This window comes from Sutcliffiella sp. FSL R7-0096 (assembly GCF_038595065.1).
Taxonomy (GTDB): Bacteria; Bacillota; Bacilli; order Bacillales; family Bacillaceae_I; genus Sutcliffiella_A.
The window spans coordinates 4203457-4229059 of record NZ_CP152003.1 but is presented as its reverse complement, the minus strand read 5'-3'; the positions used below and the strand labels follow the sequence as shown (position 1 = coordinate 4229059).

The following is a 25603-nucleotide window of genomic DNA, read 5'->3' as shown; positions in this document are numbered from 1 at the left end:
GGTATGTGAGACAGCAAAAAATACCAAAAATCATTCACTACTGTTGGTTTGGAGAAAAAGAAAAACCAGCAATCGTAAATAAATGTATGGAGAGCTGGAAAAAGCATCTCAATGACTATCAATTTATCGAGTGGAATGAGACAAATAGTGACTTTAAGGAAAATAAATATGCCGATGAAGCGTATAAAGCAGGTAAGTTTGCTTTTGTAAGTGATTATGTTCGAGTTAAAGTCCTGTATGAATATGGTGGGATTTACTTGGATACAGATGTGGAAGTATTCAAGCCGTTTGATGACTTATTGACTAACGAGTCTTTCTGGGGATTTGAACAAGAAAACTATATTGCTACTAGTACGATAGGATCAGAGCCTAAAAATAGACTCATTAAGGAATTTCTTGATCTTTATAAGAATAGGTCGTTCATAAATATAGATGGGAGTCTGAACGACTTAACTAATGTAGCAATGGTGACCAAAATGCTTGAGGAATTAGGAATGGTAAGAAACGGCGAAAACCAAACAATCCAAAATGTAGGTTCGGTGTATCCTCAACCCTTTTTTTCACCATATGACTATATTAATTGTATTAATTATTCTACAGATGAGACCTATGCCATGCACCATTACCACAAAAGCTGGCTGCCTTGGGATGCCAAAATCAAAGGAAAGATTAAGGCGACTTCCGCATTTATTATTGGAGGACAAAATATAGCAAAGATTAGAAAGGCCTTAGCCAAGATATAGGAGGTTTCAATGAAAAACATACTAATTGCCTCCTATGATTTAGAAATAGGAGGGGTTGAAAGAAGTTTATTAAGTATGTTAGAGCATTTTGATTATGGTAATTACAATGTAGATTTAATGCTATATCGACACCAGGGTGACTTCATGCCCATGCTTTCCAACAAAGTACATTTGTTAAATGAAATTCCAGAGTACGCCACTTTCCGAAAATCAATTGGCACTTTATTGAAAGAAAAAAACTATGTCATTGCAACTTCACGGATTCTAGCAAAACTGCAAGCCGATCTTATTGGGAAAATAAAACGTTTCTCTGAGCCTGGCTATTATCAAATGCAATTAATGTGGAAATACGCAATGCCTTTTTTACCAAAAGTTAAAAAAGAATATGATGTAGCGATAAGCTATCTGTGGCCACATAACTTTGTGGCAGAGAAGGTAAATGCAAAAGTAAAAATAGCTTGGATACATACGGATTTTTCAGCCATAGAAACAGATGTTGAAGCAGATTCGATTATTTGGAGTAATTTCAACCATATCATTGCAGTGTCAGAGATGTGTAAAATCTCTTTTGTTAAGAAGTATCCAAATTTAAAACACAAGGTAAAAGTAATTGAAAATATTAATTCTGCTGAATTGATTAGGAAAATGTCATTAGAACAGATAGAAAACCCCTTGTTAATAGACCAAAAAATTAAAATAGTTACAGTCGCCAGACTATCTTATGCTAAGGGACTGGATATTGCAATTAATGCTATGAGAATCCTAAAGAAGAGGGGTTACAAGAATATAGTTTGGTATGTTGTTGGGTACGGCGGTGAGGAAAGAGCTTTATTAGAATTAATAAATAAAAATAATCTGTTGGACAGTTTTATATTATTAGGAAAAAGGATAAACCCCTATCCATTAATCAAGGCTGCGGACATATATGTTCAACCCTCGAGATATGAAGGAAAAGCGGTCACTGTCACTGAAGCACTAATTCTTGAAAAGCCTATTTTATTAACAAATTATGATACAGCTGATAGTCAAATAGTAGATGGCTATGAAGGATTAATCTGTGAAAAAAGTGATATAGGCATTGCAGATGGACTGGAAAGCCTTCTTAAAGGTGAAAAAACGAAAGAATTGATAAGCAACATTTCCAAGAATAATTACAATAACGAGGATGAGATAGAAAAATTATATCAATTATTTTAAAGTGAATGAGGAGAAAATATGGATAATATTCTATTACTAGATACATCAGTAGGGTCATTAAATAAAGGTGACGATATTATTATGAAATGTGTAAAACATCAAATTAAGGATTTAACGATGGATTCGTTTGTTTTAACATTACCAACTCATGTTTCTCCTTTTCAATGGTTTCAAGTAATGAGAGGATCAAACAGGGTGAAAATTTATTCTAACGCTAAATATAAATTTGTAGGTGGTACTAATTTGCTTACAATGAATATGCTCACTCATTTTCCTCAATGGAACATAAATCTGTTAAATTATTCTCCCTTGAAAAATAGCATTTTATTGGGGGTAGGAGCTGGTAAAGGAGATAAAGTGGGTGTATACACAAAAATGTTATATAAAAAAGTACTTTCTAAAGATTATATACACAGTGTAAGAGATGAAAGAACAAAGAAAATTGTAGAGGGAATGGGTTTTCGAGCTTATAATACCGGATGTCCAACTTTATGGTCTTTGACACCTGATCATTGTAAAGAAATTAAGTTAACAAAATCAGAAAACGTTATTTTTACATTAACTCATCATTCAAAAGATTATGATCATGATCAATTACTAATTGACACCTTAAGAGAAAATTACAAAAATATTTATTTCTGGATTCAAGATGCACAAGATTTAGCTTACTTAAAAGAGTTGCAAAACATTGAAAGTATTAAAATTGTTCCACCGGATTTAGAAAATTTCGAGAAATGCTTAAGTTTAGATATTGACTATGTAGGTACCCGCTTGCATGGCGGAATATACGCGATGAGAAAAAAGAAAAGAGCAATAATTATTTCAATTGATGAGCGCGCTAAAGGAATGGAGGAAAGTTATAATTTGAACTGCATAGAACGTAAGGATTTACAAGAATTAGATGGCTTGATTAATTCTAAGATAAGAACGAATGTTAATGTGAATTTTGAAATTGTGAATAAGTGGTTCGACCAATTTAATTAAATGAAGGAGATAGCTATGAGTGATGTGTTTTTAACAAATATTATAGTGAAAAATAATAGGGTTGATTTTAACTATAATTCTAAAGGGAAAATAAGTAGATATTTTCACCCTGAAAATATATTGTTCTATGAATACAACAAATGTATGGAAAATGTACCAATAAGTATTCTAGCTATACCCTTTATATCAAATATCGCCCCACTTGTATGGATTACAGATTCTAATTTATATTTAGATGAATTAGATGAAGTTTTCTACAAATCTTTAGATGAAGTGAAAAAAGGCTACCAAAGTATGTTCCCTAATATAAAATTCAAAGGGAACATACAAGTAAAAAAATTAGTAAAAAATGAATATGAAATCAATAAAAAATCAGCATCTTTATTTAGTGGCGGCCTGGATGCACTCACAACCTATATTAGAAATAAAAACTCAAATCCAATATTAATAACTGAATATGCTTGGCATGAGGAAAAAATATTGCCAAGTGATACTTGGGAAGCAGATAAAAAAAATGCACTTTTATTTGGCGAATCAAATAATTTAACTAATATTTTTGTTGAATCAAATTATGGAACATTTCTATTAAGCAAATTAGTGGATAAAGATTTTTCAAAAAAATTAGGAGATACATGGTGGCACGGATTACATCATGGACTAGCAATCATATCAGCTGCAATTCCAATTGCCTATGACATGAGGGTTCAAACATTATTCATCGCTAGCTCTAATACTCCAGCATACAAAGTTACATGTGCATCAGATCCAACAGTGGATAATAAAATAAAATTCGCATCAGGAAATGTTTTCCACGATGGATATGACTTAACTAGACAGAAAAAACTAAGTATTGTTTTAAATAATTGTAAGAATGTAGAGAATATTCAATTGAGGGTTTGCTTTAAAAATGAAATTAATTGTTGTGAGTGTGAAAAATGTCTGAGGACAATAATGGGGATCATAGCAGAAGGGTATGATCCAAGGGATTTTGGTTTTAATCTCCCGAATGATTCAGTAAAGCTCTCGGAGTTTTTACGCCATGCAATGAAAAATGAAAGTAAGTTCTTCACAGATAATTTTATCAAGATATACTGGAACGAAATCCGTAGTAGATTCGAAGATAACCATCAAAACATTGTCTTCAAAGAAATTGGTTCCTGGATGATTGATTATAATTTTAAAAAGGAAAGATTCAAAGAATTACTGGCATATAGAATGAAGTATTTCTTTCCAATAATCAGGCGGAAAATCAGTAATTTATATAAAGAGTCTTTTTATTACCAAAAAAGTAGATGATATTTTAGTATGAGAATAAAAAACTCCTTAATGAATATTATTTTTGGGTTGGTATCTCAAATTGTAAGCTTATTAATGGGCTTCTTTGTAAGAACAGCAATAATCTTTACACTAGGTATTGAATATGTTGGTGTTGAAGGTCTATTCACGAGTATCTTATTATTACTTTCCTTGGCCAATCTTGGTTTTGATACTGCGATGTTATATAGTTTATACCATCCATTAACAGAGGGGAATACGTATAAAATACAGGCCTTACTAAATTTATACAGGAAAGCGTACAAAATAATTGGATTGATAGTTTTCGGCATAGGTTTATGTATATTTCCCTTTTTACAATATCTAATTAATGGTGACCCTAAAGTTGCGAATCTAAATATCATTTACTTGCTTTTTTTATTGAATGCTACCTTAACTTATTTCTCAGTTTATAAACATTCTATAATAATTGCTGATCAAAAAGGTCACATTATTTCAAAAGTTCGAACGAAATTTTTATTATTTTCAAATGTTCTACAAATCGTAATACTACTTACTACACATATGTATCTATTAGTATTGGGTATTCAATTAATTGTTAGGATATCAGAAAATTTGTATGTATCGAACATTGCAGAAAAACTATATCCTTTTATTAAAAGAAATAGTGCGAAGTTAAACCAGCTTGAAAAAAAAGAATTTTTCAGGGGATTATATGCTCAAAGTCTATATAAAGTTAGTGGGGTTGTCATAAACGGAGTAGATAATGTTGTCATCTCCGTCTATTTAGGGATAGTAGCGGTAGGAACTTACTCCAATTACTTGTTAATCTTAGGCGCACTTAGTACATTGCTTAGTTATATTTTTTATTCATTGACAGCTAGTGTTGGAAATTTAGTTAGCAATGGGTCTGTTGAGCGTAAGTATTTTATCTTTCGAGTAATTAATTTTACCCATTTATGGATATTTGGATTCTGTGCAATAAATTTAATCATTCTATTAAACCCTTTTTTATCCTATTGGTTGGGTCAGGAATACCTATTTAATAATTATATCGTTTTAGCCATCGTTTTAAACTTTTTTACTGCTGGAATTCAAGGAACTTGTACGATGTTTAGAGAGACAACTGGTCTGTTTAAAATTGGAAAATACAGGCCGATTATAGCTGCCTGTATAAATATTGCCCTCACTCTCTTGCTAGTAAAGCCATTGGGGATTGTGGGAGTATTATTAGGTACTATAATTAGTAGGCTTTGTGTGTATTTTTGGTTTGATCCTTATTTGCTTTACAAACACATTTTTGACAAGCCACTTAGAACTTATTTCCAAACCTATTCCAAGTTTATGTGTATTGTCGTAGGGATATCTGTACTATTAAAAACAATGGAAGTTACGGCATTTACGGATCCGTTAGTCAATCTGATGATTAACTTTTTAGTTTGTTTAATAATACCTAATTTAATTTTCTATCTTTTATTTCGGAAGAGTGAAGAAATTAATTACTTAAGAAGTATTTTTAGGACTTTCGTGTTAAAAAAATATATTCCAGAAAATTCCAAAAAAGTATCATGAGAATCGAATAAATAAAAAGAGGCTGGTCCAAAACTCATGAGAGAAGTTGGTAGCCAAAGCCCGTGTATGTCCCCCAACGGAGCGAGTAGCCCCCGGGGTTGGTAGTAGCGACGAGGAGGCTCCCGAGACCGCCCACGGAAAAAGGAGACTTGAGCGGATATCAACAGCGGTGTTTAACAAAAACGCCACTCGTAGAAGGTTAATGAAGAAAAATCCGAACTTGTTCAATATTTTACTTTAGAATTCTGAACGAATGTTCGGATTTTGTTTTACTAATATTCTTTTGTCCCAGGCTCTTTCCATTTTTTTAAGGAAAATCTACATTTGACTCCATTACTTGATAAACAATTTGGTTTATATAAGTCGGGGCTTGATTTAGTGAAACATTATCCAAAATATTGTTTTTGATGACACTTTTTAATGGAGGTATTGTTCCTTGGTTATTACTGTTTCTTAAAGCTCCAAATAAATCTATTCTTGCTTTGTCTCCGTTACTACAGCTATAGTAATTGTCAGTTAATATGAGTTGTTTTTCAGCATAAATAGTAAAACACCTTATTACTACGTTTGCTTGAAGTATTTCAAAGAAATTATTATTGATATTTAAATTATCAATCCAATATAAATGGAGAAATTCGGAGCGGTCTGAACCTTGTACGGGAGAAGTTTTATCGATAAATATTCTGTTATCCTTAATGGTAGCTTGTGAGTTTAATCCTTGTCCTTCTAAGATAAAGTGAACATCTCGAACTTTATTTCCAGTAAAGAAGGTTTTGTTTGCTTTAACTCGGAAGCTATAATAAGTAGATGCATGTGCATTACCTTTAAAAACATTATTTACAATAGTTAATTGCCCAACCTCAAAGATCCATTCTCCTATGCTAGAAGAAGTATTGAAAGTATTGTTTTCAAAAACAAGATTGTTTTTTTCCCACTCGCCTAAATGTGCTTCACTCCTAAAATAGTACCATTTGCATTTGATATTAAATTCGCAGAAACGAAAAATTATGCTTCCTTTTCTTAGAATCCAAGACCAACCAACATCCGGTTTATTGAAGTTGAATTTACATGAAATAAAGGTACTAGTTAAATATTGGTCAGATTGCAAGATGAAATTCATATTATCAAAAATACAGTTATTATACATTGAATTTCCGGATAAGAATATTTGAGCGTCAGTAAAATGATCATACCTAAAGATTACATAGGTTCCGTTATCTCCGGCTAAAGTTTTCCCACTAGCTGAAGAGAGATTGTAACGATTATATTGAGAAATATAATTTTCACCTCTTGGACCGCCTAAGTCAACACTATTGTTGAATTTATTTAACTCAATCAAGACATTCCTAGCACTTATTACAATAATATCTGCAACCATATTATCATGAAAGAAATTATTCCTTATAGTGATATTCTGATTTAAACTATAACCATCTTCTATATCAATTCCACAAGCTGGAGCAGTTCCTCCTATATTTGAAATTTCACAACTTTCTATGTCAATATACTGACCTCCAGCCCCCACAATACCTAAAGCTCTACTATGATGAATAAAACAATTGTTAATGCTTATCCATTTTGAAGGTATATCGGTTCTGATTGTAATTAAACTATTTTGAATCCCGTTTATATCTTTCCTATAAGATAGTTTGAACTTTTTGGATCCATGGGGAATTGAATGAAGGTAAACTTCTTCAAATGTACGTTTCTTAACAACGCCGAGATAATTACCTTCATTATCGTAAAAATATAGATTAATTGTATCTTTAGAAATTTCATTTCCTGCACCATAAGTTCCGTAACCATTTCCGCAGATCATAAAATAGCCTCGAGTTTGGATATTTTGGTTTGATAAATTAAAAGAAATATTTGACCGAACCCAATTATTTTCGTTAATGAGATTTCCACTATTATCAATGGTTCCTTGTTCCAAGTTTGATTTATTCAACGTGTAAATTTGTTGATATTTTGATCCGATAAAAATGCCATATCCAGTAGTCTCTCGAATTTCAACATTTTCTATCCGAATGTTTTTACTATAATCTATATTGATTCCTGTACCCCATTCATGAGTTCCTGGAGTAGTTGTATAGTCATGTGAATATCTATCACCCTCAATGATACCTCCTGAGATTAGGACGTTTTCCTTGTTTTCTATATTTATAATAAAATACTTCTGGTTACCGTTACTTTCCTTTTTTAATAAACAACCATATAAATCTAGCGTCATGTTACTTACCATATTAACCGAACTATCCTTGTCAATGGTATATTGACCTTTTGGCAACTTACACCTGCTATAACCTTTTTCACTTGCCCAATGCAAGGCATTGTTTATTCCATTTGTTGTTGCAAGTGGTTCTAAACCGTTATTGTAAATTCCCCATAGTTCTAAATTAATTACATATGTGGATGTGGATGTAGGTACCCATTCCCCATCATTTAAAGATAAAACATCTCCATTATCAGCTATAAAGTCAGATAGATTAACATCTGTAAGATCGCCAATCGATAGTGATTCAGCTCGTTCATCCATATTCGTATTTAACCTATCAAAGATTTCATTTACTGCATGAACTAAACTAATATTACTTGTTGTTTGAAGGTCATCTAGGCCCCCGACATCTTCCTTATTGGCAATTTGTAAGTTTCCATTTTCCGTACCTATAAATACTTCTTTTGAATCTGTACAGATTGCGAATTCCCCTACATCAAGATTGGGTAATTCACTCTTCAAACAACTTTTTATTTGTATTTTACTCGCCATTTAAAAAACCTCCAATAACCTAATAGTCAATATAAATATATATATTCTTTTGGGAGCAGAATGGTTTGTACAAATAGGGAAATTTATTAAGGAAAGTCGTCTGATATGATTGACATTCTTTTTTAAGAATGATAAGTTCTTTATAAAGAACATTTAATTTGCTGCCAGAAATTTGGAGGTACATATGAGCGCGATTGCAGGTTTACTCAGTTTCAATTCTAATAATATTCCACCTGAACACTGTGTGGCTCTAATGGGCGGATTCAGCAGTTTTCCTGCGGATGATGTTCAAACCTGGAAGAATGAAAATGTATTTTTAGGCTGCCACTTGCAATGGATAACACCGGAATCAGTTGGTAAGCGGAATCCTTTTCATCAAAGAGAAATGAAATTAGTAATAACTGCAGATGCAATTATTGACAACAGAATGGAATTATTGGATAGATTGCAAATCCCCCTATTTAAAAGAGATGAAATTTCAGATGACGAATTGATTATAGAGGCTTACCAAAAATGGGGAGAAGATTCTCCAAAATATTTGGTAGGAGATTTTGCTTTTATCATTTGGGATGAATCAAAAAATCAAATTTTTGGAGCAAGTGATTTTTCTGGTACCCGTACGCTGTATTATCATGTAAATTCCGAATATTTCTCTTTTTGCACAACACTTAAACCCCTATTGACCCTCCCTCACATAAAAAAGAAATTAAATGAATCATGGCTGGCTGAATATTTAGCTATTCCTGAAATGTTCGAAACGGTGGAAGCAAATACCACTATTTATCAAGGAATCAAGCAACTTCCACCATCACATACCTTAATCGTTAAACAAGGTCAGGTGAAATTATCAAGGTTTACAAGAGTCAATATCGACGAAAGAATCAGATATAAAACGAACAAAGAGTATGAAGAAGCATTTGTAGAAATTTTCCAAACAGCAGTAAATTCAAGAGTAAGAACTAATCGTAATGTAGGTGCTCAATTAAGTGGAGGGTTGGATTCTGGATCTGTTGTTGGCTATGCATCTCGAGAGTTAAAAAGGCGAGGAAGAAGACTGCATACATATAGTTACATTCCACCTAGTGATTTTCAGCAGTGGACGCCAAAACATAGAATTGCGGATGAGAGACCTTATATACATTCAACCGTCCAATATGTCGGCAATATAGAAGATAATTACCTAGCGCTTGAAAACAGTTGTCCCTACACAGAAATTGATACCTGGTTGGAAACATATGAAATGCCCTATAAATTTTTTCATAACTCATTTTGGATTAGAGGCGTATACGAAAAAGCTTTTCAAGATGGTGTAGGTACTTTATTAAATGGAGCCAGAGGGAACTGGAGTATATCTTGGGGACCATACCTTGATTACCAGACATTGTTATTAAAGCAGAGGAAGTTCCTATTATTTTATAAAGAATTAGATGCTTACAGTAAAAATATTGGTGTCAAAAAGTCTAGAATTTTCTCAAGGATATTGAATAAAGCTTATCCTGCTATATTTAGTAAGCATCATGATTCTTACAAGATTCCTATGTTAATAAATCAAGATTTTGCTAATCAGACTGGAGTCTTTCATAAACTAATTTCAAATGGAATTGAGCCCCTTGAATTTAAGACACCAAATGCATATGAAGCTAGGAAAAAGTGTTTTGAACAAGTAACATTTTGGAACTCAAACGGAACAGTAAATACTAAATTATCGTTGCGATATAAATTGTGGAATCGTGATCCGACAAATGATCTGAGAGTTATTAAATTTTGCTTATCCATCCCAGAAAGCCAATTCGTACAAAATGGTTTTGATAGATCATTAATTAGAAGAGCGACAAAGGGTATACTTCCTGAGAAAGTAAGATTGAATCAGCGTGTTCGAGGTATACAAGGTAGCGACAGTCTATTTAGAATGATTCCTTTATGGAAGAATTTTATCTGCGAATTAGAAACATTGATTAAAGACCCTTTAGTAAAGGAATATCTAAACACAGACCTTATCGAAAAAACGACTGCTAGTTTAAAAGATAACCCCCGCCCTGAAAATGTATTTAATTTAGATTTTGTATTATTAATGAGAAGTTTAATTACTTATAGATTCTTGAAGAAATATATTTGAAGAGGTGTTTTGGGGATTGAAATAAGAAAAGCTTCTCTAATTTTATTAAGGGAGGTGATACAATGAAAAGCTGGAAGAAGCCAGAATTAGAAATTTTAGACGTAAATATGACTTTTGCAGGACCTGGGATTAGAATACCGGATGCTGTTCAACATGATCCGGATGAGGATGTACATTACAGCTAATGAACATCAACCTAAAAGAAGAGGCTGTTCAGAAAGTCAGTTTGTTGACTTTTTGTAGGCCTCTCCCTATTTTAAATGTGCTGCCAATAACAAAAAGTTAATAAAGATTAATCATGAAAATACTAAAAATTTACATTTATAATGTAAAAAATTATTACATATTTAAGTACTTAATAATAATAGTTTATTGGGATATTTATTTTATAATTCACTTTAATGATGGAAGCAAGAATTAACTCAGCATTACAACTCAATGTAGAATTTGCTGGAACAAACAATATTACTCTAGTTTTTACTTGACTATAAATTTGGGAAGTGGTAAGTTGGAATTACAATAATGTTCTTTATAAAGAACCGTTTTAATTATTATATGGGTGAAATAATATTATTTATGGCTTGATTCTATTTTTAAAGTTTTTGTTCTTTATAAAGAACAAAATTCTTGTTAGTAATGGAGGATAAAATGAGCATTATATTAGGTGTTTATAAAGTGCTTCGACAAGATCAAAGAAACATACTGGATTTTGTTCCTTATACTCAACCCGATGTATCGAAGAATTACAAACCTCTTCCAATTACACCGTATTACAACCTAAAAAACCTACCATATTATGATTCTCACAAACAGCTAGCAATTACAGCAGACGCCATTATTGATAATAGACAAGAATTATGTAATCAACTAGAAATAACTGGTTCACAAAGATTAACCATCTCAGATAGCCATTTAATTTTATTAGCTTATGACAAATGGGAAGAAGATTGTCCCAAATATCTTATAGGAGACTATGCATTTATGCTGTGGGATGAAAAAAAGAATAAACTCTTTGGAGCAAGGGATTTTTCTGGTTCAAGAACCCTTTACTATTATCAAGATAAAGAGATTTTTTCTTTTTCCACTCTAATAAAGCCATTACTGACACTACCAAACTATAAGAAGCAGTTAAACCATTCATGGCTAGCAGAGTTTATTGCTATCCCAACGTTAGTGGAAGCAGCAGATATGACAAGCACCGTTTATCACTCTATTCACCAAGTCCCTCCTTCTCACAGTATCACGGTAACTGCGAATGGTGAAGTGAAATTGAAGAGATACTGCACAATCAACATTGATCAAGAGCTCAAGCTATCGTCAAATGAAGAGTATATAGAAGCTTTTCATGAAGTGTTTGGCCGGGCTGTAAAAGATAGATTGAGAACTAACGGAAAGGTTGGGTCACATTTAAGTGGAGGACTAGATTCGGGAACAGTAGTTAGTTTTGCTGCTAATGAATTAAAAAAAGAGAACAAGACGTTACATACATTTAGTTATATTCCTGAAGGCGATTTTAAGGACTGGACATCTGATTATTATGTGCCGGATGAAAGGCTATTTATAAAAGAAACCGTGAATCATGTTGGAAATATTAACGATAATTATTTGAGTTTCCCTGGGGCAAGCCCCTTGTCTGAAGTGGATGAGTTCCTTGACATTATGGAAATGCCGTATAAGTTTTTCGAAAACACGTTTTGGTTAAAAGGAATTAGCGAAGCAGCTGCGAAACAAGGAATATCGGTGATGTTGAATGGAGCACGTGGGAATCATTCTATTTCATGGGGGTCGATGAGATTAAATTACGATTACTATAGTACTCTGCTTAAGCAATGGAAATGGATTCAATTAAATCAAGAGTTAACTAGTTTTTGCACAAGTTTTCGAACAGGAAAAAAAGTGATGCTTCCTTTCTTGGCCAAGAGGACCTATCCAGCCTTACGTGCTTTTCTAACAAAACAAAAGGAACCAAGTTATTCTTTTCCGAGTTTTATCAACCCTGAACTTGCGAAGAGCACTAAAGTGTATGAAAAACTGCAAGAGTTTGGAATGCAAGGATTGGGGGAGTCAGTAAAAGACTTAGATCAATATCGCCACGACTATTATCGACAGTTATATCCTTGGAATAAAAGTGGTGTAGCAAATACCAAACTTTCATTACGTTATGGTGTTTGGGACCGTGATCCTACCAATGATCTTCGGGTGATTAAGTTCTGTCTTTCCCTCCCAAAAGAACAATATGTATTAGGCGGGCTTGAGCGTTCGTTTTTAAGAAGGGCTACAAAGAACAAATTGCCTGATAAAGTACGTTTAAACCAAGACCATAGAGGGCTTCAAGGAGCAGATGTGATCCACCGTATGAAAAAGGATTGGGGAAGTTTCAAGCAAGAGTTGAAGAAGATGAGCAATGACTCCATGCTATCTGAATTAATCGATACTAAAATAATAAAACAAGCAATTTCAAACTTAGGCGATATGCCAAGACAAGAAATGGTCATAGAGAACGACTTTAAAATCTTAACCAGAAGCCTTATTTTGTATCGTTTCTTACAGAAACAAGGATAAATTGAAAGGAGGTGAGAGTAATGAAAAGAGAGTGGAAAACACCTATGGTTGAAGTGTTGGATATTAGCATGACAATGAATGGACCTGGGAATGCAAATGCGGATTGTTTTGATGTTTCTGATGGGAAAAGTGAAACTCATGAAGGTAGGTCTAATGCAAGCTGTTTAAACAACAGCTAATTGAAATCATTTTAAAATAATAATGGTATAACCCTTTGTTAAAAGGGTTATACCTAAATCACGGAGGCTTTATGATAAAAAATAGTAATCTGCTACTCTACAAAGCATTCGGCTTCACCATCACAACTGAATATCCTCTACCCGAGTTAGAACCTCTCACCATATACCCCAACTTTCCAGACATTACTATTAAAAAAGGTAGATTAGAAGAAAAGTGGGATGAAGTTTCTGAACCTAACCGTTACTTCCATATTGTAGAGAATTTGTGCATGTTCGAGATCCCAGGTACGGCGATTTTTCAAGTGAAAAACGGTAATGAAATTATTGTTAGTGCAGTGGAAGAAGCGGAAGTGGATCATATTCGACTTTACCTGCTTGGTACATGTATGGGAGCAATTCTAATGCAAAGGCGGATTCTTCCTCTCCATGGAAGTGCCGTTGCCATCAATGGAAAAGCATATGCCATTGTTGGGGACTCTGGTGCTGGTAAATCTACAACTGCTTCTGTACTGCTGCAAAGGGGTTACGAATTAATAAGTGATGATGTCATTCCAGTTACTTTTACAATAGACAATATTCCAGTCGTTACTCCTGCGTATCCTCAACAGAAACTATGGCAGGAGAGTTTGAACAAATTTGGTATGGAGTCAAGCAATCTTCGACCTATTATAGATAGAGAGACAAAGTTTGCTATACCGGTTTCTTCTCAGTTTACGACAGCCACACTTCCATTAGCAGGGATATTTGAATTAGTAAAAACAGAGGAGGAAGCGACAACATTTACTCCTATCCAAGGATTAAATAGACTCCACACTTTGTTTTTGCACACGTATCGAAATTTCTTTCTTTCCCGGGCTGGACTCATGGAATGGCATTTTCAAACAACAGCTAAAATGGCAAATAAAATTACGTTCTATAAGATACAACGATCCAGTTCGGAATTTACAGCTAATCAAATAACAGATTTTATAATTAATTCTATTGAAAGAAAGGATGAAGTGGTAAATGGGTAGAAGTGAAACACTTTCTCAAAACCAAGTGATTTCTCAAGTAGAAGGAAACATTGTTAGTGATATGGATGGAGAAAAAGTGATGTTTAGTATTACGAACGGAAAGTATTATAACCTTGGTGAAATAGGTGGTGTCATTTGGGATTTAATAGAGAACCAAAGCACACTTGAAAGCATAGTCCAGGAATTAATGAAACAGTATGATGTTGATCACGAATTGTGTGAAAATCAAGTGATGACGTTTATGGATATGCTTTATGGAGAAGGGTTAATTTCTGTAGTAACAAAGTAATCTTTTACAAGGGGACCTTAAAGATGAACAAATTAAAGATTTTATGGAACACGGATAAAGAGTCAAGGAAACTATTTATAGAATCCTATATTTATATGGCGTGGGCCAGATATCTTAAGAGCATTCCTTTTTCTAAAGTTGCTCCATCTTTAGGGTTGAAAATGAAGGAGACTTCTTTTGATCCTTTACTGACCAATAGGAAAGTACTTGCTAATGTTTCTCAATCGATCCATATTATGAGTAAATACACCTTTTGGGAAAGCCAGTGCCTGGTAAAAGCAATTGCTGCTATGAGGATGCTAGAAAAACGGGAAATTGAAAGTACACTTTATCTTGGCACGGCAAAGGATGAGAACGGGAAATTGATTGCACATGCCTGGTTACGAAGTGGACCTTATTATGTCACTGGTGCAGAAGGAATGGAACGGTTTACTGTAGTTGGGAAATTTGCTAAGACTTTAGGGGGAACAGGTCGTTATGAAGGAAACTAACTTAAATGTAGAGAGAGTTCCAAAGGAGTTGCTCTTCCTTTTAGAGCTGTTAAAGGAGCATTCCTGTTAGAAGGATTTTCGGGGACTTGAACAAAAAAGAGCCCTCTTGGTATGATACGGGGTGTCAAATCGTGCACCGAATTGACCCCTAACTTAGGTAACCAAGGAGGACTCCAACATGGATTTTAAACAAAATCAGAAGATAAATCAAGTCACCGAAAATACACTTGTAGTCGGAATCGATATTGCAAAGCGGAAACACTTCGCCTGCTTTGTCGATGACCGTGGGCGTGTGCTTCAAAAATCTTTTTCGGTATTACAGTCTAGCGACGGTTTTGATCGTTTTTACGAGCGTATTTTGGCTGCCATGAAAGAATACGAAAAGACGGAGGTCATTGTCGGGATTGAACCTACCGGCCATTACTGGCTTAATCTAGCCTATTTCCTTGAGGAACGAGGCATTCCCCTGGTGATGACCAATCCTATGCACGTTAAGCGGTCAAAAGAATTGGATGACAACTTGCCAACCAAACATGACCGTAAAGATGCGTTAGTTATCGCTCGCCTGATTAAAGATGGACGCTTCAGTTATCCTCGTATCCTAAAGGATGTGGAGGCTGAACTCCGTGTGGGTTCAACGTTCAGAAGCAAGTTGACAGAGGAACTGGGTGCCGTCAAAAACATGGTCATTCGCTGGCTGGATCGCTATTTTCCTGAGTTCACCCAGGTCTTTCCGACATTCGGAAAGATGGCAATGGCTGTCCTGGAGTGCACACCATTTCCGGCCGATCTTCATCAGAAACAACCGGATGAAGTATTGGCACTTTACCGTAAGGTCGAGGGGCTCAAATCCCCCCAAAGGCCGAAAGCCATACGACTGATAGAACTCGCTTCAGACTCGATCGGGGTAACAGAAGGACGGGAGATGGCCCGTATGGAAATTGCCACACTCGTTCGCCGTTACCACCAGTTAGAACAAGAGATTGAAAGCATTACGCAGCACCTGGTTGAACTTATCCAAACATCAGTAGAATACGAATGGCTCTCAACGGTTCCTGGACTTGGAGATACCACGATTGTCGATTTACTAGCTGAAATCGGAAGCTTTTCTCACTATGAAGATCCACGCCAACTAATCAAACTCGCGGGATTGACATTACGGGAAAATTCCTCCGGCCAGCACAAAGGACAAAAGCGAATCTCCAAAAGGGGCAGAAGAAAGCTTCGTTCCCTCCTATTCCGAGTGATGATGCCGATGATTCGCCATAATGAAGCTTTTAAAAGGCTCCATGATTACTACACAAACCGTAAGGATAATCCGTTACGCAAGAAGCAATCCATCGTGGTCCTATGCGGAAAACTCTTAAAAGTTCTCCATGGAATCAGCACGAAGCACAAAGCGTTTGACGCAAAGCGAATGATGAGGGATATTCCTAGTCTCGCAGAGGCTATGTAAAGTCCTGCATCCCCTTTAAAGACCTAGACAACAGGATGACACGGAGAAGCTGGCACTATTTTTTCCATTCGACCTCGAGTCCCTAAAGGAGCTTCGCTAGCCTCTGCCTTATGACTAGACCGAACGAAGGAATGTAGGCACACTGATGCCCAGAGACATGGGAGGGTACGTCATCATAAGCTACGCAGAGATCCATTGTGCATCGTATATCCAATGATCACTACTTTACCATCATTACCCAGTAGTGACCGCGTAGCGTACCCACCAAATGTAAGAGAATCACAAATTTATTAATATCTGTTAGGGAGTATGTCGAAAAATATTTTTTTGACATCCCACCAACGGGTCAAACCGTTGATATATCAATATTTATAGAGGGAGGAACCATCTATACATATAGTGGATATGGAAATGATTGACTGGAGCCTCTTTTTAGACTTAGCATTACATCATCGCCTTTACCCGCTAATCCATCAAAGAATAAAAGAAATGGACTTTATTCCAAGTGAAGTGAAAAAGCAACTAACGAACTATTTTAAAAGTAATACGTTTCAAATGCTCAAGCTTAGTGCGGAGATGAACTGGGTAAACGCAACGTTTAAAGAAAGTGATATCCCGTTAATATTTCTAAAAGGCCCAAACTTAGCACATGACTTATACGGAGATTTATCTTTGAGAACATGTAGCGATTTAGATGTCCTTATTCCAATCGCCCAGCTTGAGAAAGCAGAAGAGCTTCTCAACCTACATGGGTATATAAAGGATGATTATATCGAAACGATTCTAGGGGATTGGTCATGGAGACATCATCATATAACGTTTTTCCATAAGGAAAAGGGCGTGAAATTAGAAATCCATTGGCGCCTAAATCCTGGGCCTGCCTTTGAACCGAGCTTTGACCACTTGTGGAAGCATAAGAGAACGAGCTCGCTTCTTAAAGAACCATTATATATTTTAGGAAAAGAAGACTTGTTTTTCTTCCTTATTACCCATGGAGCACGACATGGGTGGTCCCGCTTGAGATGGCTTTGTGATATTCAACAAATGCTAAAAGCTGACCTGAATTGGCGTGAAGTCATGAAAAAAATGAGAAAGTACCACGTAGAAAAAGTAGGCGGGCAGGCTTTTCTACTTGCAGAAGGGTTATTAGACTCCAGAATGCCTAAATATGCAAATAGGATTATTGATAAGAAGTCTATGAAGCTAGCACAAGAAGCCATCTTTTATTTAGAAAATATGGTGAACCTTCATACAGATCCAGTTCCAAAATATGTTTCAAAGTTCCACGGAAGACACCAATTTGCATTAATGTCTCCACAGCAGAAGTTTTTGTCGATGATATGTTGGTTGTTCCCTTATCCTGAAGACGCGGAAACTCTACCATTACCAAAGTTATTACACTTTCTTTATTTTCCATTAAGGCCGATGTTGTGGGCTTGGAGGAAATCTCGAAGGCAGATAGTTTCTTAATGAAGTTGAAAAATGGATTGTTTGTAGTGGTTACATATATAGAAAGTACATTATGGAGTTATTAACCCATGTAAGGACCAAGGAGGTTTTATTGTGAGCGCTGTGCTCTATTTTTTTAAGCAGATCCAAGCTTATGCAGGGAAAGTTCTCTACATTAATATGGCATCTATGATAATCATCGGTCTACTTGATGGGATTGGATTGTTGTTATTGATTCCGATGATTACAATGACAGGATTCGTTAATTTTGAGGTCAGTGGTACACCTTTTGCTGGAGTTTATGAAATCTTGCAGAGGATTCCGGATCTCATAGGACTACCGGGTATTCTCTCTATTTATGTATTGATTGTAATTGCGCATAATTTGGTGCACCGTCAAATAACGATACGAAATGCTATTATCCAGCACGGGTTTTTTAGACATTTACGGGTGAAAACTTATGATGCGTTTTTGCATGCGAACTGGAATTTTTTTATTAAGAATAGAAAGTCAGATTTAATCAACTATATGACAGCAGAAATTGCTAGGGCGAGTGCTGGAACCAATTCATTCTTACAATTTCTTTCTTCTTTAATTTTTACAGGTATTCAAATCGGCTTGGCTTTATGGTTGTCGCCAAGTATAACGGGCTTTGTTCTATTAAGCGGTATACTGCTTGTACTTTTAAATCGGAAGTTTCTAAAATGGTCCATGGAGCTTGGCAAGAGAAATTATGATTTAGGTAGAAGCTATTTAGCGGGAATTACAGATCAAATTAATGGAATCAAGGATATCAAGAGTAATACATTGGAAGATACACGGATGGATTGGTACCAAACCATTACAGATCGAATGAAAAATGAACAAATTGAGTACACCAAGTTGAAAACAAAATCACAAATGTACTATAAAATAGCTTCTGCCATCTTAATAGCAACCTTTATCTACATCGCTGTGAATCTTTTTAATGCTCAGGTCACGCAGCTTATGTTAATTATTATCATTTTCTCAAGGCTGTGGCCAAGGGTAGCGGGAATTCAAGGTTCGTTAGAGCAGTTGGCGACTACCATCCCTGCATTCCAAGCAGTGATTGCCATTCAATCAGAATCTAGAAAGGCAAGAGAGTTTACAGCTGTGGAAAATAGTAAGCCGCTATTAGTGAAGAAAAGTATTGAAGTGAAGGATGTTTTTTTTCGGTATAATACTGACCAACCTGATTTTGCATTAAAGAATATTAATTTGCACATACCGTCTAATCAAATGACTGCTGTAGTTGGCAGGTCTGGTGCTGGAAAGAGTACTCTTATAGATTTACTTATGGGGCTGAACCAACCAGAGTGTGGTGAGGTGTTGGTTGATGGGAAGTCTCTCACAAAAGATAACCTAATATCATTAAGAAAAGCAGTTAGTTATGTACCCCAGGATCCTTTCCTTTTTAACACAACTGTGAGGGAAAATTTGATGTTAGTTAATCCAAATGCTACTGAAGAAGAACTTTGGGAAGCGCTTTACTTCTCTTCAGCAGCAGAGTTCGTCAAAAAACTGCCTGATGGATTGGACTCCGTGATTGGGGATAGAGGAATAAAGCTATCTGGAGGGGAACGCCAACGTCTGGTTATTGCAAGAGCTATATTAAGGAAGCCATCAATTCTTGTATTAGATGAAGCAACTAGTGCACTTGATTCTGAAAATGAAGCGAAAATACAGCAAGCCATAGAAAACTTAAAAGGCAAAATGACGATTATTGTTATTGCTCATAGGCTATCGACCATTCGAAAAGCAGACCAAGTGGTGGTTCTTGATGAAGGAACCATTATTCAAAAAGGTGGCTTTGTCCAACTAGCAGAAGAGAAAAAAAGTGTATTTAGTAATTTGGTAAAGAACCAACTAGAAGCAATGTCTTAACGCTCACGATGTGGGTGTTTTCTTTTTTCCACGCTTTAAGCAAGGGGATTGGAGAGGTGTAATTTGGAAGTAATGAATTTTGGTCAAATTTTTAAAATTGTGTTCGTGTTAATACTTTTGTTACTAATCTATCCTGTATTTGACAACAACCGAATAAAAGTAGTGGAACATACAGTCATTATAGAAAATCTTCCTGAAGCTCAAGACGGTTTTACCATTCTACAAATAACCGATCTCCATGAAAAGGAGTTTGGGGAAAAGCAAAAAAGGTTAATTAAAGAAATTAATGATATTGAATATGATGTAATTGTTTTTACTGGAGATATGCTGAACAATAGTAACAGCCAAAATTACAGTCCATTTTACAACTTAATTGAAGGAATTGAAAATAAAGAGCATGCACTTTTTGTGCCTGGTAATGCGGATCCTCGTCCATATTTGTTTACAAAGTCTGGGATTGAAGTAAATGATTTTATTGTTGGGATGGAAGAAAGGGGAGTCGTTTTCTTAGATTCTACATATACAATTAGACTAGGTAATTCATTAGTTAGGGTAGTCGATTTTGAGAGCTCCATTATTAGTAATAAGAGAATCGAGGCGTATAAAGCTTCATCAGCAAATGGAAATTTTTCGCCTTATGTTAAGCTTCAAATGGATAAAAATGAAGAAAATAAGATATTAAATGAAGAATCATCTGATTTATTAATTGCTTTAAATCACTATCCAATTCCTGATTCTCGCATGGATGTTTTATTCAGTGATGATTTTTACAATATCAGAAAGTTCGATTTGATATTAGCTGGGCATTATCATGGTGGACAATATAGAATACCATTTTATGGAGCACTATTTATTCCAGAATCCTATTATGAAAGAAACGGTCTCTTCCCACCCCAGGACAGAGTAAAAGGTCTCTGGGAATACAAAGAAATTAAACAATATGTTAGCACAGGTCTAGGCAGTAGTGATACTATACCTTTTATGAAGTTTCGCTTGTTTAATACACCGGAAATAAACGTTATTACATTTACATCAAAAAAGTAAGTGCCAAGTTGGAAGGCACTTACTTCTTTGTATCCTGATTTATTTTCCATTTATTGAATTCCAAAAAATCTTTGAATTGTTCTTTCGTCACACCGGAGTCCATTGCCTCTCTTACAAGGGTGGCCCATTCCCGGTCAAGGTTTTCTTTTGCATGGGTTTCGTCTTCATCGTGGAGGAGGGAATTAACGCTGACTCCAAGTACAGATGAGACTTTTTCAAGAAATTGAACGGATGGGTTGGATTGCAAATTCCGTTCTATCGAGCTTAGGTATGATTTGGCCACGCCGGCACGTTCTGCTAATTCTGACATGGACATTTTTCGTTGTTCCCTAAATTTTTTAATTCGTTCACCAATCATGGCTTTCACCTTCCTATCATGCTTATTATAGCATATAACGAAGGGATTGTTAGATATTTAGAACGAAAATACGTAAATATTCACAAAATTAGAGCTTAAATGAAGTATGATTGCGATAATTATGTAAGAAATCTCTAATTTCTGCGGAGGAAATACCCATGTTCAATGCGTTTGTAATTAGATCCACCCACTCCTTATCTAAATTTTCCGTCATTTTAATTGTTATGTTTTCCATTATCCTTTTCCCTCCTAAAATACTTTGGTATTTCAGGCAGCCCAGCCATCTTAATTCGTAAAAGGATGTTTCTCTTTTACACAATCTTAGATCTGTTGACTTTGCGTCCTTGCCTTTCAGCAAGTTTGCCTTTTACTGTTGTTTCGAATCATTCGATATACAACTTTTGTATTACTACCTTTGTCCTTGCTATACCCTGAATTTATTATAAATTAACTAAATATGGAATGTTGCAGATAAATGTCGAACGGCTTATATTATTTTAAAAAAATGATTTTAGAAAAGAATGTTGTTTAAATACGAATTTAAGGAATTGATTAGCTGTATTTGAATAGTAAAAAGCACTATTTGTGAGGGTTTTTTCAAAAAAAGAAAAACATTATTTTTGTCGATTTTCTACTACTTAACATTCATTTTACATACATCTTCCTTTTGTACCCCCGTAAACGTCTACGGCTTTGCGAATAAAAGTCAACCTAACCGTAATAAAAGCTATTCCCACTCCATTATGGTAAAATGTTCTTTTCGGACTAATCATATCTGATATTTAACTAAAAGTTGCATACTATAAATACATGTGAATGAAAGGATGTTCTGACGTGATGAAAGTGAAGTTGCCAAAGCCTTTTACGTTTGAAGGCGGTGATCGTGCGGTATTGATGTTACACGGTTTTACTGGGAATTCGGCAGATGTGCGGATGATGGGCCGTTTTCTAGAGAAGAGAGGGTACACCTGTCATGCCCCACAATATAAGGGTCATGGGGTGCCGCCGGAGGAATTGGTTCACACTGGTCCTGAGGATTGGTGGGAGGACGTGATGGAGGCCTATCAATTCTTGAAGGATAAGGGGTTTGAAAGCATTGCAGTAGTCGGACTGTCATTAGGCGGTGTTTTCTCATTGAAATTAGGTTATACGATGCCTGTGAAGGGTATTGTGCCTATGTGTGCCCCGATGTATATCAAGAGTGAGGAAATCATGTATCAGGGAGTACTCGAATATGCTAGGGAGTTCAAGCGCCGTGAAGGAAAAACTGCTGACCAGATCGAACAGGAAATGAAAGAATTTGAACAAACTCCAATGAATACACTGAAGTCACTGCAGGAATTGATCGCAGACGTGCGGAATAATGTAGACATGATCTACTCGCCGACATTTGTGGTACAGGCCCGCCATGACAATATGATCAACACGGACAGTGCCAACATCATTTACAACGAGGTCGAGTCTGACGATAAGAAAATCAAATGGTACGAGGAATCCGGACATGTCATAACCCTCGACAAAGAGCGCGAGCAACTACATGAAGATGTATATGAGTTTTTAGAGTCGTTAGATTGGTAATACTAATACTATAGCAAATGAAGTTCCCTAGCTGGTGATTGGAACGATAGGCGTAGACTCCTGTGGGAGGAAGGGACAGGGAAGATCCTCAAGCGTTGTGAGGAGGCTTCCGGACCGCCCACTGGAAAGCGAAGCCTAGCGTGTAAATCAACAGCGGTGAACTACAGACATTCAAAACCCGAAAAAAGGGGAGGGATATATAATGGAAGAAATTATTCAGCAACACGTAGATAAACTTCTTTCCTACATGAAAGAAGAAGCCTATAAGCCACTGACCACACAAGAACTGGAACAGGCTTTTGGCATAAAAGACTCAGAAGAATTCAAAGACTTCGTTAAAGCGTTGGTCTATATGGAAGATCAAGGCCTCATCGTACGCACCCGCAGCAACCGCTACGGCCTGCCAGAGAAAATGAACCTTATCAAAGGAAAAGTGATTGGCCACTCCAAAGGCTTTGCATTTGTGATGCCGGAAGAAGCGGATATGGACGATGTATTCATTCCTCCAAATGAGTTGAATAATGCGATGCACGGAGACATTGTACTTGTGCGTGTAAGCAGGAAAGCTGCTGGCGACTCAAGGCAGGAAGGTACCGTTATCCGTATTGTGGAGCGTGGCGTCAAGGAGATTGTGGGTACATATACTGAAAGCAAAAGCTTTGGTTTTGTCATTGCTGATGACAAGAAAATCGCAAATGATATTTTTATTCCGAAAAGTGCCAGCAACGGGGCCGTTGAAGGGCATAAAGTCGTTGTAAAATTAGTGACGTATCCGGAAGGTCGCTTAAGTGCAGAAGGGGAAGTCATCCGTATTCTTGGACATAAAAATGATCCGGGTGTGGATATCCTATCTGTCATTCATAAGCACGGCCTGCCGCAGGAGTTCCCAAGAGAGGTCCTCGACCAGGCAAATGCGACGCCGGATGAAATCGATGAAAAGGACCTGGGGGACCGCCGTGACCTTCGCGATCAGGTAATCGTGACGATTGATGGAGCGGACGCTAAGGACTTGGATGACGCCGTAACCGTGACTAAGCTTGATAATGGTAATTATAAGCTTGGAGTCCATATCGCCGACGTTACTCACTATGTCACTGAAGGTTCAGCGATAGACTTGGAGGCACAGGAACGAGGAACAAGTATTTATCTCGTGGACCGTGTTATCCCGATGATTCCTCATCGCCTGTCCAACGGAATTTGCTCGTTGAACCCAAAAGTAAACCGACTCACCATTTCTTGTGAGATGGAGTTGAATAATGCTGGGGAAGTCGTGAAGCACGAAATCTTCCACAGTGTCATTAAGACGACGGAGCGGATGACGTATACCGACGTGAACAAAATTCTAGTGGATAAGGACGAGGAAGTAACGTCCCGTTATGAATCCTTGGTTCCAATGTTCCAGCTCATGGAGGAGTTAGCTGCTGTCCTTCGTAAAAAACGTATGACACGTGGTGCCATCGATTTTGATTTCAAGGAATCCAAAGTAATTGTGGATGAAGAGGGTGCACCTAAGGATGTTGTGCTTCGTGAGCGTTCTGTTGCCGAGCGTTTGATTGAGGAGTTCATGCTTGTTGCAAATGAAACGGTGGCCGAGCATTTCCACTGGATGAATGTGCCGTTCATCTACCGTGTCCATGAGGATCCAAAAGAGGAAAAACTGCAACGTTTCTTTGAATTCATCACAAACTTCGGTTATGTGGTGAAAGGAAAAGGTAACGAAATTCACCCGCGGGCACTTCAAGAAGTTATTGAGGCGGTACAAGGGAAGCCGGAAGAGATGGTGGTATCCACTGTCATGCTTCGTTCCATGAAGCAGGCAAAATATGATGAGGAAAGCTTAGGCCACTTTGGTCTATCCACGGAGTTCTATACACACTTCACCTCACCGATCCGTCGTTATCCGGATTTAATTGTCCATCGCTTGATCCGCACGTATCTTATTCAGAAGAAACTGGATGAGAAAACACAGGAAAAATGGAGCGACAAGTTGCCGGAGATAGCGGAGCATTCCTCCAATATGGAGCGCCGCGCAGTTGATGCCGAGCGTGAAACGGATGAACTGAAGAAATCCGAATACATGCTTGATAAAATTGGCGAAGAGTACGATGGCATCATCAGCTCTGTGACCAACTTCGGGATGTTCGTTGAGTTGCCGAACACCATTGAAGGGCTTGTCCATGTGAGCTACCTGACAGATGACTATTACCGTTATGATGAACGCAATTATGCGATGATCGGGGAACGTACAGGCAAGGTTTATAGAATCGGGGACGAAATCACAGTCCGTGTCATCAATGTTAATAAAGATGAACGTTCCATTGATTTTGAAGTAGTAGGGATGAAAGGCACTCGCCGTCCTGACACGAAGAGCGCACCACGTGTCATTCAAAGTGAGCGTAAAAAGCCTGCAAAAGGTCGCAGTCAGAAGCGTAAAGCAGAAAGCGACATCGATGATTACACATTTGAGATTGGCTGGACGACACAAGGTCCAGCTAAAAAGAAAAAGAAGAATAAAAAGTTCTTTGAAAATGTACCAAAACAGAAACGCAAAAAGAAGAAGTGATAAACTTCGAGATGTGGAGAGCCTTTTTACAAGATGAGGCTCTTCTTTCTTGTAGAGGGGTG

21 protein-coding genes and 1 riboswitch are annotated in these 25603 nt (G+C 36.5%); of the genes, 18 read left to right on the top strand and 3 right to left on the bottom strand.

What is annotated here, in order from left to right; all coding sequences use genetic code 11:
* The first annotated feature begins 5 nt into the window (after nucleotides 1-5).
* From MKY77_RS21675 to MKY77_RS21655, 5 genes are read left to right on the top strand one after another with little or no spacing between them, the layout of a single operon-like run.
* Complete coding sequence (locus MKY77_RS21675) at nucleotides 6-743, top strand: glycosyltransferase (RefSeq protein WP_339147759.1); 738 nt, start codon at nucleotides 6-8, stop codon at nucleotides 741-743.
* A gap of 9 nt (nucleotides 744-752) precedes the next feature.
* The gene (locus MKY77_RS21670; protein WP_339147758.1) at nucleotides 753-1940 is read left to right on the top strand and encodes a glycosyltransferase; all 1188 of its coding nucleotides are present in this window, start codon (nucleotides 753-755) and stop codon (nucleotides 1938-1940) included.
* 18 nt (nucleotides 1941-1958) lie between these two features.
* Nucleotides 1959-2924, top strand: coding sequence for a polysaccharide pyruvyl transferase family protein (locus MKY77_RS21665; protein ID WP_339147757.1), 966 nt, complete (start codon nucleotides 1959-1961; stop codon nucleotides 2922-2924).
* A 15-nt stretch (nucleotides 2925-2939) separates the two neighbouring features.
* Nucleotides 2940-4220, top strand: coding sequence for a peptidase (locus MKY77_RS21660; RefSeq protein WP_339147756.1), 1281 nt, complete (start codon nucleotides 2940-2942; stop codon nucleotides 4218-4220).
* Between the two features lie 30 nt (nucleotides 4221-4250).
* Nucleotides 4251-5771 carry a sugar translocase gene (locus tag MKY77_RS21655; RefSeq protein WP_342515469.1) on the top strand — a complete coding sequence of 507 codons (1521 nt, stop codon included), beginning with the start codon at nucleotides 4251-4253 and terminating at the stop codon, nucleotides 5769-5771.
* A gap of 307 nt (nucleotides 5772-6078) precedes the next feature.
* Here the strand turns inward: MKY77_RS21655 and MKY77_RS21650 are convergent, their stop codons facing one another.
* Nucleotides 6079-8538: a right-handed parallel beta-helix repeat-containing protein gene (locus MKY77_RS21650; protein ID WP_339147754.1), complete on the bottom strand. Its 2460-nt coding sequence runs from the start codon at nucleotides 8536-8538 to the stop codon at nucleotides 6079-6081.
* 184 nt (nucleotides 8539-8722) lie between these two features.
* Between MKY77_RS21650 and MKY77_RS21645 the strand changes: the two genes are divergently transcribed.
* The 11 genes from MKY77_RS21645 to MKY77_RS21595 all read left to right on the top strand — a co-directional run bounded on the left by MKY77_RS21645 (nucleotide 8723) and on the right by MKY77_RS21595 (nucleotide 21042).
* A complete protein-coding gene (locus tag MKY77_RS21645) occupies nucleotides 8723-10654 on the top strand; it encodes an asparagine synthase-related protein (protein WP_339147753.1) in 1932 nt (643 codons plus the stop codon).
* Nucleotides 10655-10716: 62 nt separating this feature from the next.
* On the top strand, nucleotides 10717-10839 hold the full coding sequence (locus MKY77_RS21640; RefSeq protein WP_339147752.1) for a paeninodin family lasso peptide: 123 nt from the start codon (nucleotides 10717-10719) through the stop codon (nucleotides 10837-10839).
* Nucleotides 10840-11302: 463 nt separating this feature from the next.
* The gene (locus tag MKY77_RS21635; protein ID WP_339147751.1) at nucleotides 11303-13216 is read left to right on the top strand and encodes an asparagine synthase-related protein; all 1914 of its coding nucleotides are present in this window, start codon (nucleotides 11303-11305) and stop codon (nucleotides 13214-13216) included.
* 20 nt (nucleotides 13217-13236) lie between these two features.
* A complete protein-coding gene (locus tag MKY77_RS21630) occupies nucleotides 13237-13395 on the top strand; it encodes a paeninodin family lasso peptide (RefSeq protein ID WP_339147750.1) in 159 nt (52 codons plus the stop codon).
* 71 nt (nucleotides 13396-13466) lie between these two features.
* Complete coding sequence (locus MKY77_RS21625; protein ID WP_339147749.1) at nucleotides 13467-14408, top strand: aldolase; 942 nt, start codon at nucleotides 13467-13469, stop codon at nucleotides 14406-14408.
* Nucleotides 14401-14697 (top strand): lasso peptide biosynthesis PqqD family chaperone, encoded by a 297-nt coding sequence (locus MKY77_RS21620; protein ID WP_339147748.1) that lies wholly within the window; start codon nucleotides 14401-14403, stop codon nucleotides 14695-14697. Before MKY77_RS21625 ends, MKY77_RS21620 begins: the two co-directional genes overlap by 8 nt.
* Nucleotides 14698-14720: 23 nt before the next feature.
* Entirely contained in the window at nucleotides 14721-15188 is a 468-nt protein-coding gene (locus tag MKY77_RS21615; protein WP_339147747.1) for a lasso peptide biosynthesis B2 protein, read from the top strand.
* A 178-nt stretch (nucleotides 15189-15366) separates the two neighbouring features.
* On the top strand, nucleotides 15367-16644 hold the full coding sequence (locus MKY77_RS21610; RefSeq protein ID WP_342515391.1) for an IS110 family transposase: 1278 nt from the start codon (nucleotides 15367-15369) through the stop codon (nucleotides 16642-16644).
* A gap of 405 nt (nucleotides 16645-17049) precedes the next feature.
* Nucleotides 17050-18114, top strand: coding sequence for a nucleotidyltransferase family protein (locus MKY77_RS21605; protein WP_342515732.1), 1065 nt, complete (start codon nucleotides 17050-17052; stop codon nucleotides 18112-18114).
* Between the two features lie 93 nt (nucleotides 18115-18207).
* The gene (locus tag MKY77_RS21600; RefSeq protein ID WP_339147745.1) at nucleotides 18208-19998 is read left to right on the top strand and encodes an ABC transporter ATP-binding protein; all 1791 of its coding nucleotides are present in this window, start codon (nucleotides 18208-18210) and stop codon (nucleotides 19996-19998) included.
* 72 nt (nucleotides 19999-20070) lie between these two features.
* Nucleotides 20071-21042, top strand: a complete 972-nt coding sequence (locus tag MKY77_RS21595) for a metallophosphoesterase (RefSeq protein ID WP_339149889.1) — start codon at nucleotides 20071-20073, stop codon at nucleotides 21040-21042.
* Between the two features lie 19 nt (nucleotides 21043-21061).
* Here the strand turns inward: MKY77_RS21595 and MKY77_RS21590 are convergent, their stop codons facing one another.
* Nucleotides 21062-21400, bottom strand: coding sequence for a helix-turn-helix domain-containing protein (locus MKY77_RS21590; protein ID WP_339147744.1), 339 nt, complete (start codon nucleotides 21398-21400; stop codon nucleotides 21062-21064).
* 88 nt (nucleotides 21401-21488) lie between these two features.
* On the bottom strand, nucleotides 21489-21635 hold the full coding sequence (locus MKY77_RS21585) for an anti-repressor SinI family protein (RefSeq protein ID WP_339147743.1): 147 nt from the start codon (nucleotides 21633-21635) through the stop codon (nucleotides 21489-21491).
* 32 nt (nucleotides 21636-21667) lie between these two features.
* Nucleotides 21668-21775, bottom strand: a riboswitch (cyclic di-GMP riboswitch).
* Between the two features lie 462 nt (nucleotides 21776-22237).
* Here MKY77_RS21585 and MKY77_RS21580 point away from each other — a divergent pair.
* A complete protein-coding gene (locus MKY77_RS21580) occupies nucleotides 22238-22978 on the top strand; it encodes a carboxylesterase (RefSeq protein WP_339149888.1) in 741 nt (246 codons plus the stop codon).
* A 202-nt stretch (nucleotides 22979-23180) separates the two neighbouring features.
* Nucleotides 23181-25541, top strand: a complete 2361-nt coding sequence (gene rnr / locus MKY77_RS21575; protein WP_339147742.1) for a ribonuclease R — start codon at nucleotides 23181-23183, stop codon at nucleotides 25539-25541.
* The last annotated feature ends 62 nt before the right edge of the window (nucleotides 25542-25603 follow it).

What these genes read in the sequence shown, in the direction of transcription:
- MKY77_RS21590 (WP_339147744.1), bottom strand. Translation starts at nt 21,400, where the DNA reads ATGATTGGTGAACGAATTAAAAAATTTAGGGAACAACGAAAAATGTCC.
- MKY77_RS21610 (WP_342515391.1), top strand. Translation starts at nt 15,367, where the DNA reads ATGGATTTTAAACAAAATCAGAAGATAAATCAAGTCACCGAAAATACA.
- MKY77_RS21615 (WP_339147747.1), top strand. Translation starts at nt 14,721, where the DNA reads ATGAACAAATTAAAGATTTTATGGAACACGGATAAAGAGTCAAGGAAA.
- MKY77_RS21655 (WP_342515469.1), top strand. Translation starts at nt 4,251, where the DNA reads ATGAATATTATTTTTGGGTTGGTATCTCAAATTGTAAGCTTATTAATG.
- MKY77_RS21645 (WP_339147753.1), top strand. Translation starts at nt 8,723, where the DNA reads ATGAGCGCGATTGCAGGTTTACTCAGTTTCAATTCTAATAATATTCCA.
- MKY77_RS21670 (WP_339147758.1), top strand. Translation starts at nt 753, where the DNA reads ATGAAAAACATACTAATTGCCTCCTATGATTTAGAAATAGGAGGGGTT.
- MKY77_RS21630 (WP_339147750.1), top strand. Translation starts at nt 13,237, where the DNA reads ATGAAAAGAGAGTGGAAAACACCTATGGTTGAAGTGTTGGATATTAGC.
- MKY77_RS21585 (WP_339147743.1), bottom strand. Translation starts at nt 21,635, where the DNA reads ATGGAAAACATAACAATTAAAATGACGGAAAATTTAGATAAGGAGTGG.
- MKY77_RS21620 (WP_339147748.1), top strand. Translation starts at nt 14,401, where the DNA reads ATGGGTAGAAGTGAAACACTTTCTCAAAACCAAGTGATTTCTCAAGTA.
- MKY77_RS21640 (WP_339147752.1), top strand. Translation starts at nt 10,717, where the DNA reads ATGAAAAGCTGGAAGAAGCCAGAATTAGAAATTTTAGACGTAAATATG.
- MKY77_RS21660 (WP_339147756.1), top strand. Translation starts at nt 2,940, where the DNA reads ATGAGTGATGTGTTTTTAACAAATATTATAGTGAAAAATAATAGGGTT.
- MKY77_RS21625 (WP_339147749.1), top strand. Translation starts at nt 13,467, where the DNA reads ATGATAAAAAATAGTAATCTGCTACTCTACAAAGCATTCGGCTTCACC.
- rnr (WP_339147742.1), top strand. Translation starts at nt 23,181, where the DNA reads ATGGAAGAAATTATTCAGCAACACGTAGATAAACTTCTTTCCTACATG.
- MKY77_RS21635 (WP_339147751.1), top strand. Translation starts at nt 11,303, where the DNA reads ATGAGCATTATATTAGGTGTTTATAAAGTGCTTCGACAAGATCAAAGA.
- MKY77_RS21650 (WP_339147754.1), bottom strand. Translation starts at nt 8,538, where the DNA reads ATGGCGAGTAAAATACAAATAAAAAGTTGTTTGAAGAGTGAATTACCC.
- MKY77_RS21595 (WP_339149889.1), top strand. Translation starts at nt 20,071, where the DNA reads ATGAATTTTGGTCAAATTTTTAAAATTGTGTTCGTGTTAATACTTTTG.
- MKY77_RS21665 (WP_339147757.1), top strand. Translation starts at nt 1,959, where the DNA reads ATGGATAATATTCTATTACTAGATACATCAGTAGGGTCATTAAATAAA.
- MKY77_RS21605 (WP_342515732.1), top strand. Translation starts at nt 17,050, where the DNA reads ATGGAAATGATTGACTGGAGCCTCTTTTTAGACTTAGCATTACATCAT.
- MKY77_RS21580 (WP_339149888.1), top strand. Translation starts at nt 22,238, where the DNA reads ATGAAAGTGAAGTTGCCAAAGCCTTTTACGTTTGAAGGCGGTGATCGT.